The sequence below is a fragment of the Cellulomonas sp. NS3 genome (genome assembly GCF_024757985.1).
GTDB lineage: Bacteria > Actinomycetota > Actinomycetes > Actinomycetales > Cellulomonadaceae > Cellulomonas_A.
The window spans coordinates 1,105,965-1,120,899 of the sequence record NZ_CP103289.1 but is presented as its reverse complement, the minus strand read 5'-3'; the positions used below and the strand labels follow the sequence as shown (position 1 = coordinate 1,120,899).

Annotated in this window: 16 protein-coding genes; all 16 read right to left on the bottom strand. The window is 68.4% G+C overall.

What is annotated here, in order from left to right; genetic code table 11:
- Positions 1 to 68: 68 nt before the first annotated feature.
- The 16 genes from rpsQ to NXY84_RS05200 all read right to left on the bottom strand — a co-directional run bounded on the left by rpsQ (position 69) and on the right by NXY84_RS05200 (position 14,829).
- The gene (gene rpsQ, locus NXY84_RS05275; RefSeq protein WP_258726087.1) at positions 69 to 389 is read right to left on the bottom strand and encodes a 30S ribosomal protein S17; all 321 of its coding nucleotides are present in this window, start codon (positions 387 to 389) and stop codon (positions 69 to 71) included.
- Between the two features lie 7 nt (positions 390 to 396).
- Positions 397 to 636, bottom strand: coding sequence for a 50S ribosomal protein L29 (rpmC, locus tag NXY84_RS05270; RefSeq protein WP_034625876.1), 240 nt, complete (start codon positions 634 to 636; stop codon positions 397 to 399).
- Positions 636 to 1,052, bottom strand: a complete 417-nt coding sequence (rplP, locus tag NXY84_RS05265) for a 50S ribosomal protein L16 (protein WP_123370318.1) — start codon at positions 1,050 to 1,052, stop codon at positions 636 to 638. The genes rpmC and rplP overlap by 1 nt, the downstream gene beginning before the upstream one ends.
- A 3-nt stretch (positions 1,053 to 1,055) precedes the next feature.
- The gene (gene rpsC / locus NXY84_RS05260; RefSeq protein WP_034625881.1) at positions 1,056 to 1,898 is read right to left on the bottom strand and encodes a 30S ribosomal protein S3; all 843 of its coding nucleotides are present in this window, start codon (positions 1,896 to 1,898) and stop codon (positions 1,056 to 1,058) included.
- On the bottom strand, positions 1,898 to 2,269 hold the full coding sequence (gene rplV / locus NXY84_RS05255) for a 50S ribosomal protein L22 (RefSeq protein WP_034625884.1): 372 nt from the start codon (positions 2,267 to 2,269) through the stop codon (positions 1,898 to 1,900). The genes rpsC and rplV overlap by 1 nt, the downstream gene beginning before the upstream one ends.
- A gap of 55 nt (positions 2,270 to 2,324) precedes the next feature.
- Positions 2,325 to 2,606 (bottom strand): 30S ribosomal protein S19, encoded by a 282-nt coding sequence (rpsS, locus tag NXY84_RS05250; RefSeq protein WP_034625887.1) that lies wholly within the window; start codon positions 2,604 to 2,606, stop codon positions 2,325 to 2,327.
- A gap of 12 nt (positions 2,607 to 2,618) precedes the next feature.
- Positions 2,619 to 3,458, bottom strand: a complete 840-nt coding sequence (rplB, locus tag NXY84_RS05245) for a 50S ribosomal protein L2 (protein ID WP_034625889.1) — start codon at positions 3,456 to 3,458, stop codon at positions 2,619 to 2,621.
- 34 nt (positions 3,459 to 3,492) lie between these two features.
- Positions 3,493 to 3,795 carry a 50S ribosomal protein L23 gene (gene rplW / locus NXY84_RS05240; protein ID WP_183295452.1) on the bottom strand — a complete coding sequence of 101 codons (303 nt, stop codon included), beginning with the start codon at positions 3,793 to 3,795 and terminating at the stop codon, positions 3,493 to 3,495.
- A complete protein-coding gene (rplD, locus tag NXY84_RS05235) occupies positions 3,792 to 4,487 on the bottom strand; it encodes a 50S ribosomal protein L4 (protein ID WP_258726086.1) in 696 nt (231 codons plus the stop codon). The genes rplW and rplD overlap by 4 nt, the downstream gene beginning before the upstream one ends.
- Positions 4,488 to 4,491: 4 nt before the next feature.
- Positions 4,492 to 5,151 carry a 50S ribosomal protein L3 gene (rplC, locus tag NXY84_RS05230; RefSeq protein ID WP_258726085.1) on the bottom strand — a complete coding sequence of 220 codons (660 nt, stop codon included), beginning with the start codon at positions 5,149 to 5,151 and terminating at the stop codon, positions 4,492 to 4,494.
- 22 nt (positions 5,152 to 5,173) lie between these two features.
- The gene (gene rpsJ / locus NXY84_RS05225) at positions 5,174 to 5,482 is read right to left on the bottom strand and encodes a 30S ribosomal protein S10 (RefSeq protein ID WP_012867945.1); all 309 of its coding nucleotides are present in this window, start codon (positions 5,480 to 5,482) and stop codon (positions 5,174 to 5,176) included.
- A gap of 496 nt (positions 5,483 to 5,978) precedes the next feature.
- Positions 5,979 to 7,172 (bottom strand): elongation factor Tu, encoded by a 1,194-nt coding sequence (gene tuf / locus NXY84_RS05220; RefSeq protein WP_034625901.1) that lies wholly within the window; start codon positions 7,170 to 7,172, stop codon positions 5,979 to 5,981.
- 122 nt (positions 7,173 to 7,294) lie between these two features.
- Complete coding sequence (gene fusA, locus NXY84_RS05215) at positions 7,295 to 9,397, bottom strand: elongation factor G (protein ID WP_258726084.1); 2,103 nt, start codon at positions 9,395 to 9,397, stop codon at positions 7,295 to 7,297.
- A 45-nt stretch (positions 9,398 to 9,442) separates the two neighbouring features.
- Positions 9,443 to 9,913, bottom strand: a complete 471-nt coding sequence (gene rpsG, locus NXY84_RS05210; protein ID WP_034625909.1) for a 30S ribosomal protein S7 — start codon at positions 9,911 to 9,913, stop codon at positions 9,443 to 9,445.
- A gap of 2 nt (positions 9,914 to 9,915) precedes the next feature.
- Complete coding sequence (gene rpsL / locus NXY84_RS05205) at positions 9,916 to 10,287, bottom strand: 30S ribosomal protein S12 (RefSeq protein WP_034625911.1); 372 nt, start codon at positions 10,285 to 10,287, stop codon at positions 9,916 to 9,918.
- Positions 10,288 to 10,959: 672 nt separating this feature from the next.
- The gene (locus NXY84_RS05200; protein WP_258726083.1) at positions 10,960 to 14,829 is read right to left on the bottom strand and encodes a DNA-directed RNA polymerase subunit beta'; all 3,870 of its coding nucleotides are present in this window, start codon (positions 14,827 to 14,829) and stop codon (positions 10,960 to 10,962) included.
- Between the last annotated feature and the right edge of the window lie 106 nt (positions 14,830 to 14,935).

Genomic DNA, 14,935 nt, shown 5'->3' with positions numbered 1-14,935 from the left:
GTGCACACGTCGCTCCGGCCGAGGTGTCTCGGCCGGAGCCCGTGGGCAACCTTGAGTACTGCGGGGGACTACTTGGCCTTCTCGAGGATCTCCACCAGGCGGAACCGCTTGGTGGCCGAGAGGGGACGCGTCTCCATGATCAGGACGAGGTCGCCGACGCCGGCGGTGCCGGCCTCGTCGTGCGCCTTGACCTTGCTCGTGCGCCGGATGACCTTGCCGTAGAGCGGGTGCTTGACCCGGTCCTCGACCTCCACCACGACGGTCTTCTCCATCTTGTCGCTCACCACGTACCCGCGGCGGACCTTGCGGTCCGCACGGGCGGCAGCGGCGACGGTGGTCTCCTCGGCAGCCGAGGAGGCCGTTGCCTTGTCGTCAGTCTTCGCGCTCATCGTGACCTCACTCGCTCGCGCTCGGGGCGGTACGGATTCCGAGCTCGCGCTCGCGCAGGATCGTGTAGATCCGGGCGATGTCGCGGCGCACGGCCTTGAGCCGCCCGTGGCTCTCGAGCTGGCCCGTCGCCGACTGGAAGCGGAGGTTGAACAGCTCCTCCTTGGCCTTCTTCAGCTCGGCGACCAGGCGCTCGTCGTCGAAGGCGTCCAGCTCGCTGGGAGCCAGGTCCTTGGTTCCGATAGCCATCAGTTACCACCCTCGCGAACCACGAAACGGGTCTTCATCGGGAGCTTGTGCTGCGCGCGGCGCATGGCCTCGCGAGCCAGCGGCTCCGGGACGCCGGCGAGCTCGAAGAGAACTCGACCGGGCTTGACGTTGGCGATCCACCACTCGGGCGAGCCCTTGCCGGAACCCATGCGGGTCTCGGCGGGCTTCTTCGTGAGCGGACGGTCCGGGTAGATGTTGATCCAGACCTTGCCGCCACGCTTGATGTGGCGGGTCATCGCGATACGAGCAGCCTCGATCTGCCGGTTCGTGACGTAGGCGGGCTCGAGAGCCTGGATGCCGTACTCACCGAACGAGATCGACGTACCACCGGTCGCGGCGCCGGAGCGCCCCGGGTGGTGCTGCTTGCGGTGCTTCAGCCTGCGCGGGATCAGCACGGCTCAGGCCTCCGTTCCGGACTCAGGAGCAGGAGCGGCCGACTCGGTCGCTGCTGCCGGGGCCTCGGCCGCGGCCTCGGCCGGAGCCTCGGTGCGGTCGTTGCGACGCGGCGCCCCGCCACGGGCCGGACGCTCTCCGCCACGGTCCTGACGCGGGCCACGGGCCGGGCGCGGAGCCTGGGTCGCCTGCTCGCGGGCGAACTCCTTCTCCGTCATGTCGCCCTTGTAGACCCAGACCTTGACGCCGATGCGCCCGAAGGTCGTGCGGGCCTCGAAGAAGCCGTAGTCGATGTTCGCGCGCAGCGTGTGCAGCGGCACACGACCCTCGCGGTAGAACTCCGTCCGGCTCATCTCCGCGCCACCGAGGCGGCCGGAGACCTGCACCCGGATGCCCTTGGCACCCGCGCGCTGGGCGCTCTGGATGCCCTTGCGCATGGCACGGCGGAACGAGACACGGCTCGCGAGCTGCTCGGCGATGCCCTGGGCGACCAGCTGGGCCTCGATCTCGGCGTTCTTGACCTCGAGGATGTTCAGCTGGACCTGCTTGCCCGTGAGCTTCTCGAGCTCGCCGCGGATGCGGTCGGCCTCCGCGCCACGACGCCCGATGACGATGCCCGGGCGGGCGGTGTGGATGTCGACGCGGACGCGGTCACGCGTGCGCTCGATCTCGACCTTGGCGATGCCCGCGCGCTCCAGACCCGTGCTCATGAGCTTGCGGATCTGCACGTCCTCGCGGACGTAGTCGCGGTAGCGCTGCCCCGGCTTGGTGGAGTCGGCGAACCAGCGCGAACGGTGGTCTGTCGTGATGCCCAGGCGATACCCGAGCGGGTTGACCTTCTGTCCCACTATCGGGTCCTTCCCTTCGTGCTCTCGCGCTCCGCGACCACGACCGTGATGTGGCTCGTGCGCTTGAGGATCTGGCTGGCACGGCCCTGCGCCCGGGGGCGGAACCGCTTGAGGGTCGGGCCCTCGTCGACGTACACCTCGGAGATGTAGAGGTCCTGCTCGTCCAGACGCTCGTTCGCGCGCTTCGCACCCTCACGGGCGTTCGCGATCGCGCTCTCGACCACCTTGAGGACGGTCTCCCCCGCGGCCTGCGGTGCGAACTTCAGCACCGCCACGGCCTCGCCGGCCTGCTTGCCACGGATGAGGTCCACGACGCGCCGGGCCTTCTGGGGCGTGACGCGGACGAACCGCGCCTTCGCCTTGGCTTCCATTGCTGTCCTGCCTTCTGTCTCTGCCGTCAAGGACGTCACCTGTCTGACCCGGGGGTCAGCGGCGACGGCCCTTCCGGTCGTCCTTCTCGTGGCCGCGGAACGTACGCGTGGGGGCGAACTCGCCGAGCTTGTGCCCGACCATCGACTCCGTGACGAACACCGGCGTGTGCTTGCGGCCGTCGTGCACCGCGAACGTGTGGCCGAGGAAGTCCGGCGTGATCATCGAGCGGCGGGACCAGGTCTTGATGACGGCCTTGGTCCCCTTCTCGTTCTGGACGTCGACCTTCTTCTGCAGGTGGCCGTCGACGAACGGGCCCTTCTTCAGGCTGCGTGGCATCTCAGGCTCCTATCAGCGCTTGTTCTTGCCGGTGCGCCGACGGCGCACGATGAGCTTGTCGCTCGGCTTGTTCGGACGGCGGGTACGGCCCTCGGCCTGGCCCCAGGGGCTGACCGGGTGACGACCACCGGAGGTCTTGCCCTCACCACCACCGTGCGGGTGGTCGATCGGGTTCATCGCGACACCGCGGACGGAGGGGCGCTTGCCCTTCCAGCGCATGCGGCCGGCCTTGCCCCAGTTGATGTTCGACTGCTCGGCGTTGCCCACCTCGCCGACCGTGGCGCGGCAGCGCAGGTCGACGTTGCGGATCTCGCCGGAGGGCATGCGCAGCTGCGCGTACGGACCGTCCTTGGCGACGAGCTGCACCGACGCACCGGCCGAGCGGGCGATCTTCGCGCCGCCACCGGGCTTGAGCTCGATGGCGTGGATGACCGTACCGGTCGGGATGTTGCGCAGCGGCAGGTTGTTGCCGGGCTTGATGTCCGCCGTGGCGCCGTTCTCGACGACGTCACCCTGCGACAGCTTGTTCGGCGCGATGATGTAGCGCTTCTCGCCGTCCGCGTAGTGCAGGAGCGCGATGCGGGCGGTGCGGTTGGGGTCGTACTCGATGTGAGCGACCTTCGCCGGGACGCCGTCCTTGTCGTGACGACGGAAGTCGATGACGCGGTACGCACGCTTGTGACCGCCACCCTGGTGGCGCATGGTCACGCGACCGGTCGAGTTGCGACCGCCGGTCTTGTGCAGCGGACGAACCAGCGACTTCTCCGGCGTGGAGCGCGTGATCTCGACGAAGTCGGCGACGGACGAGCCACGGCGGCCCGGCGTCGTCGGCTTGTACTTGCGGATTCCCATGGGGATCTGTCCTCAATCTGCTCTCAGGACGGCGTCAGCCGACCGGTCCGCCGAAGATGTCGATGGTGCCCTCGCGAAGGGTGACGATCGCCCGCTTGGTGTCCTTGCGGCGCCCGATGCCGAACTTCGTGCGGCGCGCCTTGCCCTTGCGGTTGATCGTGTTCACCGAGGCGACCTTGACCGAGAAGATCTGCTCGATCGCGATCTTGATCTCGGTCTTGTTCGCGCGCGGGTCCACGATGAACGTGTACTTGCCCTCGTCGAGCAGCCCGTAGCTCTTCTCCGAGACGACCGGAGCGAGCAGGATGTCGCGGGGGTCCTTGGCGACGGCGGTCACTTCGTCTCCTCCTCAGCAGCCTCGGACTCCGTGGCCACCGCAGTTGCGCCCCGGCCCTTGGCCGGGCCGGCGAGGAACGCGTCGAGCGCGCCCTGCGTGAAGACGACGTCGTCCGAGATCAGCACGTCGTAGGTGTTGAGCTGGTCCGCGACCAGCAGGTGCACCCGCTCGACGTTGCGCAGCGACTTCCAGGTGATCTCGTCCTGGCGCTCGACCACGACGAGGACGTTCTTGCGGCCCGAGAGGTTCGCGAGAACCTGCAGGGCGGACTTGGTCGACGGCGCGGCACCCGGCGCGAAGCCGGAGACGACGTGCACGCGACCGGCGCGGGCGCGGTCCGAGAGAGCACCGCGGAGCGCCGCGGCCTTCATCTTCTTCGGGGTCCGCTGGGAGTAGTCGCGCGGCTGCGGGCCGTGGACGACGCCACCACCGGCGAACTGCGGGGCGCGGGTCGAGCCCTGACGGGCGCGGCCGGTGCCCTTCTGCTTGTAGGGCTTCTTGCCGCCACCACGGACCTCTCCACGAGTCTTCGTGGAGTGCGTGCCCTGGCGCGCCGCAGCGAGCTGCGCGACGACGACCTGGTGGATCAGCGGGACGTTCGTCTGGACGTCGAAGACCTCGGCGGGCAGGTCGGCGGTGCCGGCCTTCTTGCCGTCGGCGTTCAGGACGTCCACGGTGAGGGTCTCAGACATGAGCTCATGCCCCCTTCGCGGCGGAGCGCACGACGACGACGCCGCCCTTGGGGCCGGGAACGGCGCCCTTGACGAGCACCAGGCCCCTCTCGGCGTCGATCGCGTGCACGGTGAGGTTCTGGGTCGTCTGACGGTCGACGCCCATGCGGCCGGCCATGCGCATGCCCTTGAAGACGCGCGACGGCGTCGAGGCGCCACCGATCGAGCCGGGCTTGCGGTGGTTGCGGTGCGAGCCGTGGGAGGCCGAGACGCCGTGGAAGCCGTGACGCTTCATGACGCCCGCGGTGCCCTTGCCCTTGGTGGTGCCGATGACGTCGACCTTCGTGCCGGCCTCGAAGGCCGCCGCGGTGATCTCCTGGCCGAGCGTGTACTCGGCGGCGTCCGGCGTGCGGATCTCGGCCACGTGCCGGCGGGGGGTGACCCCGGCCTTCTCGAAGTGGCCCTTCAGCGGCTGGCTCACCTTGCGCGGGTCGATCTGGCCGTAGGCCAGCTGGACCGCGGCGTAGCCGTCCGTGTCAGCGGAGCGGACCTGGGTCACGACGTTGGTGCCGACCTGCAGCACGGTGACGGGGACGAGACGCCCGTTGGCGTCCCAGACCTGCGTCATGCCGAGCTTGGTGCCGAGCAGCGCCGTGACGGGGCGCGCGTTCTGCTGGGTAGTCATAGAGATCAGTTCCTTCCCAGCGTCAGAGCTTGATCTCGATGTTCACGTCCGCGGGCAGGTCGAGACGCATGAGCGAGTCGACCGCCTTCGGCGTGGGATCGATGATGTCGATGAGCCGCTTGTGCGTGCGCATCTCGAAGTGCTCGCGGCTGTCCTTGTACTTGTGAGGCGACCGGATGACGCAGAAGACGTTCTTCTCCGTCGGCAGCGGCACCGGACCCACGACCGTCGCACCAGCGCGCGTCACCGTGTCGACGATCTTGCGCGCCGAGCTGTCGATGACCTCGTGGTCGTAGGACTTGAGCCGGATGCGGATCTTCTGTCCCGCCATGGCGTCGTCTACTTCTCTCTCTCGAACCGCTTCTGTCCGACCCCCGCACTCGGGCGTGTCGCTCTGCGCGACATACCTTTGCGCTGCGCACCAGCCGCTGTGGACCCGTGCGAGGTCGTTGGTTGCTGACTGAGCCCCGCCACCGGGTGACCCCGGGGCCTGCAGGACTCTCAACGTGTCTGCGCCCGGGCGGGTCATGCACACCCACGGCTGGACCTCCGAGGGGCAGAACCCCGCGCAGATCCGCACACTTGCGTGTGCACAGTGGCGCGCACCCTCACCGGGCAACCTCGCTAGTGTGCCAGATCCCCCGCAGGAACTCCAATCCCTGCCGCGAGTGACGCTGCACACCCGAGGAACGCTCCCCCGTCACCCGCCGCCGGGGCGGTGGGGCCGACCCGCTCGAGGCCGGCGACCGACCGGCGGCCGCGGCTCCCGCCGGACGACCGGGGGCATGCGAAGGGCCCGGGTGCGAGCACCCGGGCCCTTCGTCAGATCACTTGATGATCTTGATGACGCGACCCGAACCGACGGTCCGGCCACCCTCACGGATGGCGAAGCCGAGGCCCTCCTCCATCGCGATCGGCTGGATCAGCTGGACCGAGATCTCGGTGTTGTCGCCGGGCATGACCATCTCGGTGCCCTCGGGCAGCGTGATGACGCCGGTGACGTCCGTGGTGCGGAAGTAGAACTGGGGGCGGTAGTTCCCGTAGAACGGGTTGTGACGGCCACCCTCGTCCTTCGCCAGGATGTAGACCTGGCCCTCGAACTCGGTGTGCGGCGTGATCGAGCCGGGCTTGACGACGACCTGGCCGCGCTCGACCTCCTCGCGCTTCGTGCCGCGGAGGAGCAGACCGACGTTCTCGCCGGCCTCGGCGTAGTCGAGCAGCTTGCGGAACATCTCGACGCCGGTGACCGTGGTCTTGATCGCCTTCTCCTTGATGCCGACGATCTCCACCTCCTCGTTTACCTTGAGCTTGCCGCGCTCCACGCGACCGGTGACGACGGTGCCACGACCGGTGATCGTGAAGACGTCCTCGATGGGCATGAGGAACGGCTTGTCGATGTCGCGGACCGGGTCCGGGACGCTCTCGTCGACCGCGTCCAGCAGGTCCTCGACGGACTTGACCCAGACCGGGTCGCCCTCGAGGGCCTTGAGGCCCGAGACGCGCACGACGGGGACGTCGTCGCCGGCGAAGCCCTGCGCGCTGAGCAGCTCGCGGACCTCGACCTCGACGAGCTCGAGGATCTCCTCGTCGTCGACCATGTCGGTCTTGTTGAGCGCGACGAGCAGGTACGGGACGCCGACCTGACGGGCGAGCAGGACGTGCTCGCGCGTCTGGGCCATCGGGCCGTCGGTCGCCGCGACCACGAGGATCGCGCCGTCCATCTGCGCCGCACCCGTGATCATGTTCTTGATGTAGTCCGCGTGACCCGGAGCGTCGACGTGCGCGTAGTGACGCTTCTCCGTCTGGTACTCCACGTGCGCGATGTTGATCGTGATACCGCGCTGCTTCTCCTCCGGCGCCTTGTCGATCTCGTCGAACGGCGTGAAGGGGTTGAGGTCGGGGTACTTGTCGTGCAGCACCTTCGAGATCGCGGCCGTCAGCGTGGTCTTGCCGTGGTCGACGTGACCGATCGTGCCGATGTTGACGTGCGGCTTGGTGCGCTCGAACTTCGCCTTGCCCACTGTGGGTCCTCCTCAGGACTCTGGTAGAGATTTCCGGATCGCTCCCGGCCATGCTGGCACGGCCGGGAGCGTTCGGTCCTACGGGTCGGGTGGTTGGTACTTCAGGTGTCGACCTGTGGGACCTACTCGCCCCGGGTCTTCTTGATGATCTCCTCGGCAACGTTACGAGGAACCTCGGCGTAGCTGTCGAACTGCATCGAGTACACGGCACGACCCTGGGTCTTCGACCGCAGGTCGCCGACGTAGCCGAACATCTCGGAGAGCGGGACCTGGGCCCGGATCACCTTGACGCCGGTCGCGTCCTCCATGGACTGGATCATGCCTCGGCGGGAGTTGATGTCGCCGATGACCTCACCCATGTAGTCCTCGGGCGTGCGCACCTCGACGGCCATGACCGGCTCCAGCAGGACCGGGTCGGCCTTGCGGACGGCTTCCTTGAGGATCATCGAGCCCGCGATCTTGAACGCCATCTCCGAGGAGTCGACGTCGTGCGCAGCGCCGTCGAGCAGCGTGGCCTTGACGCCCACGAGCGGGAAGCCCGCCAGGACGCCGAGCTCCATCGCGCTCTGGATGCCGGCGTCGACCGACGGGATGTACTCCCGCGGGATGCGACCACCGGTGACCTTGTTCTCGAACTCGTACAGCTCGCCCTCGGCAGGGTCCAGCGGCGCGAAGGTCATCTGCACCTTGGCGTACTGGCCCGACCCACCGGTCTGCTTCTTGTGGACGTAGTCGATCTTCTCGACCGAGCGACGGATCGTCTCGCGGTACGCCACCTGCGGCTTGCCGACGTTCGCCTCGACCTTGAACTCGCGACGCATGCGGTCGACGAGGATGTCGAGGTGGAGCTCGCCCATGCCGCCGATGACGGTCTGGCCGGTCTCGTCGTCGTGGCGGACCCGGAACGTCGGGTCCTCCTCGGCGAGCTTCTGGATCGCGACGCCCAGCTTCTCCTGGTCGCCCTTCGTCTTCGGCTCGATCGCCACGTCGATGACGGGCTCCGGGAACGTCATCGACTCGAGGACCACCGGTGCGGAGATGTCGCACAGGGTGTCGCCGGTCGTGACGTCCTTCAGCCCGATGAACGCGTAGATGTGGCCGGCCGTGGCGTCCTCGACCGGGTTCTCCTTGTTGGAGTGCATCTGGAAGAGCTTCCCGATGCGCTCCTTCTTGCCCTTGGTCGCGTTGAGCACCTGGGCGCCCTGCGAGACCTTGCCGGAGTACACGCGGACGTAGGTGAGCTTCCCGAAGAACGGGTGCGAGGCGACCTTGAACGCGAGGGCCGAGAACGGCTCCGTCGAGTCCGGGTGACGCTCGACGACGATCTCCTCGTCGCGCACGTCGTGGCCCTGCACGGCAGGCACGTCGAGCGGCGTGGGGAGGTAGTCGATGACGGCGTCGAGCATGGGCTGGACGCCCTTGTTCTTGAACGCCGAGCCGCAGAGGACCGGGTAGGCCTCGCTCGCCACGGTGAGCTTGCGGATGCCCGCCTTGATCTCCGCGACCGTGAGCTCCTCGCCGCCGAGGTACTTCTCGAGCAGCGCCTCGTCGGTCTCGGCGACGGCCTCGATGAGCTCGGCGCGGTACTGCTCCGCCTTCTCCACGAGGTCGGCCGGGATGTCCTCGGTCGAGTACTCCTCGCCGAGCGCGGTCTCGCCGCGCCACACGAGGGCCTTCTGCTCGACCAGGTCGACGACGCCGATGAAGTCGTTCTCGGAGCCGATCGGGAGCTGAATGACGAGCGGCTTGGCCTTCAGGCGGTCGACGATGGTCTTGACCGTGAAGTAGAAGTCGGCGCCGAGCTTGTCCATCTTGTTGACGAAGCAGATGCGCGGGACCTCGTACTTGTCCGCCTGCCGCCACACCGTCTCGGACTGGGGCTCGACCCCCTCCTTGCCGTCGAACACCGCGACCGCACCGTCGAGGACGCGCAGCGAGCGCTCGACCTCGACCGTGAAGTCCACGTGGCCCGGGGTGTCGATGATGTTGATCTGGTTGTTCTTCCAGTAGCAGGTCGTCGCGGCGGACGTGATCGTGATGCCGCGCTCCTGCTCCTGCTCCATCCAGTCCATCGTCGACGCGCCGTCGTGCGTCTCACCGATCTTGTAGTTGACCCCGGTGTAGAACAGGATCCGCTCGGTGGTCGTCGTCTTGCCGGCATCGATGTGCGCCATGATGCCGATGTTGCGGACCTTGTTCAGGTCCGTCAGCACGTCCAGTGCCACGTGTTCAGCCCCTTGTCGGTTGGCTCGGGTTCGCGGAAGCCGGGATTACCAGCGGTAGTGCGCGAACGCCTTGTTGGACTCGGCCATCTTGTGCATGTCCTCGCGACGCTTGACCGCGGCACCGAGGCCGTTGCTGGCGTCGAGGATCTCGTTCATCAGGCGCTCGGTCATCGTCTTCTCGCGGCGAGCGCGCGAGTAGTCGGTGAGCCAGCGAAGGGCCAGCGTCGTCGAGCGCACGGGGCGGACCTCGACGGGGACCTGGTAGGTCGCGCCACCGACGCGGCGCGAGCGGACCTCGAGCGCGGGGCGGACGTTCTCGAGCGCACGCTTGAGCACGACGACCGGGTCGCCCTGCGTCTTCTCGCGGACACCCTCGAGCGCGCCGTAGACGATGTGCTCGGCGACGGACTTCTTGCCGTCGAGCAGCACCTTGTTGATGAGCTGCGTGACGACCGGCGACCCGTAGACGGGGTCGATGACGAGCGGCCGCTTCGGGGCCGGACCCTTGCGAGGCATGGTCAGCCCACCTTCTTCGCGCCGTAGCGGCTGCGCGCCTGCTTGCGGTTCTTCACGCCCTGCGTGTCGAGGGCGCCACGGACGATCTTGTAGCGGACACCGGGCAGGTCCTTCACACGACCGCCGCGGACGAGCACGATGGAGTGCTCCTGCAGGTTGTGGCCGACGCCCGGGATGTACGCGGTGACCTCGACCTGGCTCGAGAGCTTGACGCGCGCGACCTTGCGGAGAGCCGAGTTCGGCTTCTTCGGGGTGGTCGTGTAGACGCGGGTGCACACACCGCGGCGCTGCGGGCTGCCCTGGAGCGCGGGGGTCTTCGACTTGTTCACTTTCGCCTGCCGGCCCTTGCGGACCAGCTGCTGGATCGTAGGCACTACGTCTCCGAGTCTGTTGGTGGAACTCTGGTCGACCGGGTCCTTGCCCGGTCCGGATGGACCGCCGGAGCGCGACCCGACCCGTGCTGCGCACGGATCCCGCCTCGTCCCAGCGGCCCGAAGGCCTTTCCTCCTGCACCGACGAACACCGACCCCCGCGCCCGGGCGTGTCGCCCTGTCCGCCCGCGGCGGTCCTCGTCGAAGCTGTCATCGACGGGGATTCGCACGCGGAGAAGAGGTCTCCACCCGGTGCACCCGACCCCGTCCGGGGAACGAACCCCTGGGACGTCGGGCGGTGTGCACGCACGAGGGCCCGACGGCGCGGGCACGGTGTCCTACGTTACCGCCCGGTTCAGCGGGCGTCAAAGGCCCGGCGTCCGGCGACACCGGCGAGCGCGAGCGCCGCCGCGGACACCGTGCGGAGACCGCGCATCAGAGCGGCCACAGCTCGTACTCCTCGCCGCGCTGCTGGTTGTCGACGAAGGCCGGGCTGCCATCGGGCCACTGCACCATCTCGGGCGTGACCACGACGTCGACCGGCGAGCCGTCGTCGCACAGGCTCCGGGCTACGTGCGGGCCGCCTCTGGCCGGCCTCCCCCGGGAACGCCCGAGGGGGCCCACCTGGCGGTGGACCCCCTCGGGTCGTCGGTCACACGGACCGGGTGGCTCGGCTCAGCGGAACTCGCCGAAGTCGATGTCCTCGAGCGGGATCGCCTCGCCCGAGCCGAGGCCCAGGGCGGGGAAGTCGATCTCGTCGTAGCCGAAGGACGGGTAGAGCTCGGCCTTCGCCTCCTCGGTGGGCTCGACCGCCACGTTGCGGTAGCGGGCGAGGCCCGTACCGGCGGGGATGAGCTTGCCGAGGATGACGTTCTCCTTGAGGCCGAGCAGCGGGTCGCTGCGGCCCGACATCGCGGCCTCGGTGAGGACGCGCGTCGTCTCCTGGAAGGAGGCCGCGGACAGCCACGAGTCCGTCGCGAGGGACGCCTTCGTGATGCCCATGAGCTCCGGACGACCCGAGGCCGGCTGACCGCCCTCGGAGACCGCACGGCGGTTGGCATCCTCGAAGCGGCCGCGCTCGGCGAGCTCGCCCGGCAGGAGGTCCGTGTCGCCCGAGTCGAGGACCGTGATCCGGCGGAGCATCTGCCGGACGATGACCTCGATGTGCTTGTCGTGGATGTCCACACCCTGCGAGCTGTAGACGACCTGCACCTCGTCGACCAGGTGCTTCTGCGTCGCACGCGGGCCGAGGATGCGCAGGACCTTCTTCGGGTCCACCGCACCCTGGACGAGCTGGGTGCCGACCTCGACGTGGTCGCCGTCCGAGACCAGGAGGCGCGAGCGCTTCGTGATCGGGTAGGCGAGCTCCTCGGAGCCGTCGTCGGGCGTGAGCAGGATGCGACGCACCCGGTCCGACTCGTCGATCGTGATCCGGCCCGAGAACTCCGCGATCGGACCCTCACCCTTGGGGGTGCGGGCCTCGAACAGCTCCTGGATACGGGGCAGACCCTGCGTGATGTCGTCGGCCGAGGCCACACCACCGGTGTGGAAGGTACGCATCGTGAGCTGCGTGCCGGGCTCACCGATCGACTGGGCCGCGATGATGCCGACGGCCTCGCCGATGTCGACGAGCTTGCCGGTCGCGAGCGAACGGCCGTAGCACTTGGCGCACGTGCCCACGCGCGACTCGCACGTGAGGACCGAGCGGACCTTGAGGTCCGTCACGCCCGCCGCGAGCAGCGCGTCGATGAGCACGTCACCGACGTCCTCACCGGCCTCGCCGATCACGGTGCCGTCGATCTCGACCTCGGTCGCCAGCGTGCGCGAGTACACGCTCGTCTCGACCTTGTCGTGACGACGCAGTGTGCCGTCGCCCGCCGGGACGCCGACCGTCATGGTCAGGCCGCGCTCGGTGCCGCAGTCCTCCTCGCGGACGATGACGTCCTGCGAGACGTCCACCAGACGACGCGTGAGGTAGCCCGAGTCGGCGGTCCGCAGAGCGGTGTCCGCCAGACCCTTGCGGGCACCGTGCGTCGCGATGAAGTACTCGAGGACGGACAGGCCCTCGCGGTAGTTCGCCTTGATCGGGCGCGGGATGATCTCGCCCTTCGGGTTGGCGACCAGACCACGCATGCCGGCGATCTGCCGGACCTGCATCCAGTTACCACGCGCCCCGGAGCCCACCATCTTGAAGACGGTGTTCTCCTTCGGGAAGTTCGCGCGCATCGCGTCGGCGACCTTGTCGGTGGCCTGCGTCCAGATCTCGATGAGCTCCTGGCGACGCTCGTCGTCGGTGATGAGGCCCTTCTCGTACTGGCCCTGCACCTTAGCCGCGCGCGCCTCGTGCTCCTCGAGGATCTGGGCCTTCGCGGCCGGGGTCGCGACGTCCGAGATGGAGATCGTGACGCCCGAGCGGGTGGCCCAGCGGAAGCCGGCCTCCTTGAGCGCGTCGAGGGACGCCGCGACGGCAACCTTCGGGTAGCGCTCGGCGAGGTCGTTGACGATGACCGAGAGACGCTTCTTGTCGACGACGCCGTTCTCGTACGGGTAGTCGACCGGGAGCAGCTCGTTGAACAGCGCGCGACCCAGGGTGGTGTCGAAGACGAGCGCGTCGCCCTCGGTCCAGCCCTCCGGACCCTCGCCCTCCGCGAGGACGAGGTCCTCGAGGCGGATCTTGATCTTCGCGTTGAGGTCGAGCGAGCCCTGGTCGAACGCCATGATCGCCTCGGAGACCGAGGAGAACTGGCGGCCCTCGCCCAGCGCGCCGTCCTTGTCGCTCGTCAGGTGGAACAGGCCGATGATCATGTCCTGCGAGGGCATGGTCACCGGACGGCCGTCCGACGGCTTGAGGATGTTGTTGCTCGAGAGCATGAGGATGCGGGCCTCGGCCTGCGCCTCGGCGCTCAGGGGCAGGTGCACGGCCATCTGGTCACCGTCGAAGTCGGCGTTGAACGCCGCGCAGACGAGCGGGTGCAGGTGGATCGCCTTGCCCTCGACGAGCTGCGGCTCGAACGCCTGGATGCCCAGACGGTGCAGCGTGGGCGCACGGTTCAGCAGCACCGGGTGCTCGGTGATGACCTCCTCGAGCACGTCCCACACGACCGGGCGCGCGCGCTCGACCATGCGCTTGGCCGACTTGATGTTCTGCGCGTGGTTGAGGTCCACGAGGCGCTTCATCACGAACGGCTTGAACAGCTCGAGCGCCATCTGCTTGGGCAGACCGCACTGGTGCAGCTTGAGCTGCGGGCCGACGACGATGACCGAGCGGCCCGAGTAGTCGACGCGCTTGCCGAGCAGGTTCTGGCGGAACCGGCCCTGCTTGCCCTTGAGCATGTCCGAGATCGACTTGAGCGGGCGGTTGCCCGGACCCGTCACCGGACGGCCGCGGCGGCCGTTGTCGAACAGCGAGTCCACGGCCTCCTGGAGCATCCGCTTCTCGTTGTTGACGATGATCTCGGGCGCGCCGAGGTCCAGCAGCCGCTTGAGGCGGTTGTTGCGGTTGATCACGCGGCGGTACAGGTCGTTCAGGTCCGACGTGGCGAAGCGGCCACCGTCGAGCTGGACCATCGGGCGCAGGTCCGGCGGGATGACCGGGACCGCGTCGAGGACCATGCCGGTCGGCGAGTTGCTCGTCGTGAGGAACGCGTTGACGACCTTGAGGCGCTTGAGGGCACGCGTCTTGCGCTGCCCCTTGCCGTTCTTGATGATGTCGCGCAGCGACTCGGACTCGGCGTCGAGGTCGAACGCCTCGAGGCGCTTCTGGATCGCCGCGGCGCCCATCGAGCCCTCGAAGTAGTTGCCGTACCGGTCCTGGAGCTGGCGGTAGAGCATCTCGTCGCCCTCGAGGTCCGCGACCTTGAGGTTCTTGAACCGGTCCCAGACCGTGTCGAGGCGCTCGAGCTCGGCGTCCGCGCGCTTGCGGATCTGCGCCATCTCGCGCTCGGCCGAGTCGCGGACCTTGCGGCGCGCGTCGGCCTTGGCGCCCTCGGCCTCGAGCTCGGCCAGGTCGGCCTCGAGCTTCTGGGCGCGGGCGTTGATGTCGTTGTCGCGGCGGTCCGCGATCTCCTTCTTCTCCAGGTCGATCTCGTTCTGGAGGTTCGGGAGGTCCTCGTGCCGGCCGTCGACGTCGACGTGCGTGATCATGTACGCCGCGAAGTAGATGACCTTCTCGAGGTCCTTCGGGGCGAGGTCGAGCAGGTAGCCGAGGCGCGACGGCACACCCTTGAAGAACCAGATGTGGGTGACGGGCGCGGCGAGCTCGATGTGGCCCATGCGCTCACGGCGGACCTTCGAGCGCGTGACCTCGACGCCGCAGCGCTCGCAGATGATGCCCTTGAAGCGCACGCGCTTGTACTTGCCGCAGTAGCACTCCCAGTCCCGGGTCGGACCGAAGATCTTCTCGCAGAAGAGTCCGTCCTTCTCGGGCTTGAGGGTGCGGTAGTTGATGGTCTCGGGCTTCTTCACCTCGCCGTGCGACCAGGTGCGGATGTCCTCGGCCGTGGCCAGGCCGATGCGCAGCTCATCGAAGACGTTGACGTCGAGCAAGGGGGTCCTACTTCCTTCGCTTGCCGGGACTCGGGCGAGTCCTCCGGCGGATGGAGGGTGTGGCGGTGGTGTCGGCCGGGCCGGGCGCGCGTCGTGCACGCCCGGC

Coding starts and splice junctions, on each gene's coding strand:
- rpsQ (WP_258726087.1), bottom strand. CDS start 389: ATGAGCGCGAAGACTGACGACAAGGCAACGGCCTCCTCGGCTGCCGAG.
- rpmC (WP_034625876.1), bottom strand. CDS start 636: ATGGCTATCGGAACCAAGGACCTGGCTCCCAGCGAGCTGGACGCCTTC.
- rplV (WP_034625884.1), bottom strand. CDS start 2,269: ATGGAAGCCAAGGCGAAGGCGCGGTTCGTCCGCGTCACGCCCCAGAAG.
- rpsS (WP_034625887.1), bottom strand. CDS start 2,606: ATGCCACGCAGCCTGAAGAAGGGCCCGTTCGTCGACGGCCACCTGCAG.
- rplB (WP_034625889.1), bottom strand. CDS start 3,458: ATGGGAATCCGCAAGTACAAGCCGACGACGCCGGGCCGCCGTGGCTCG.
- rplD (WP_258726086.1), bottom strand. CDS start 4,487: ATGTCTGAGACCCTCACCGTGGACGTCCTGAACGCCGACGGCAAGAAG.
- rplC (WP_258726085.1), bottom strand. CDS start 5,151: ATGACTACCCAGCAGAACGCGCGCCCCGTCACGGCGCTGCTCGGCACC.
- rpsJ (WP_012867945.1), bottom strand. CDS start 5,482: ATGGCGGGACAGAAGATCCGCATCCGGCTCAAGTCCTACGACCACGAG.
- rpsG (WP_034625909.1), bottom strand. CDS start 9,913: ATGCCTCGCAAGGGTCCGGCCCCGAAGCGGCCGCTCGTCATCGACCCC.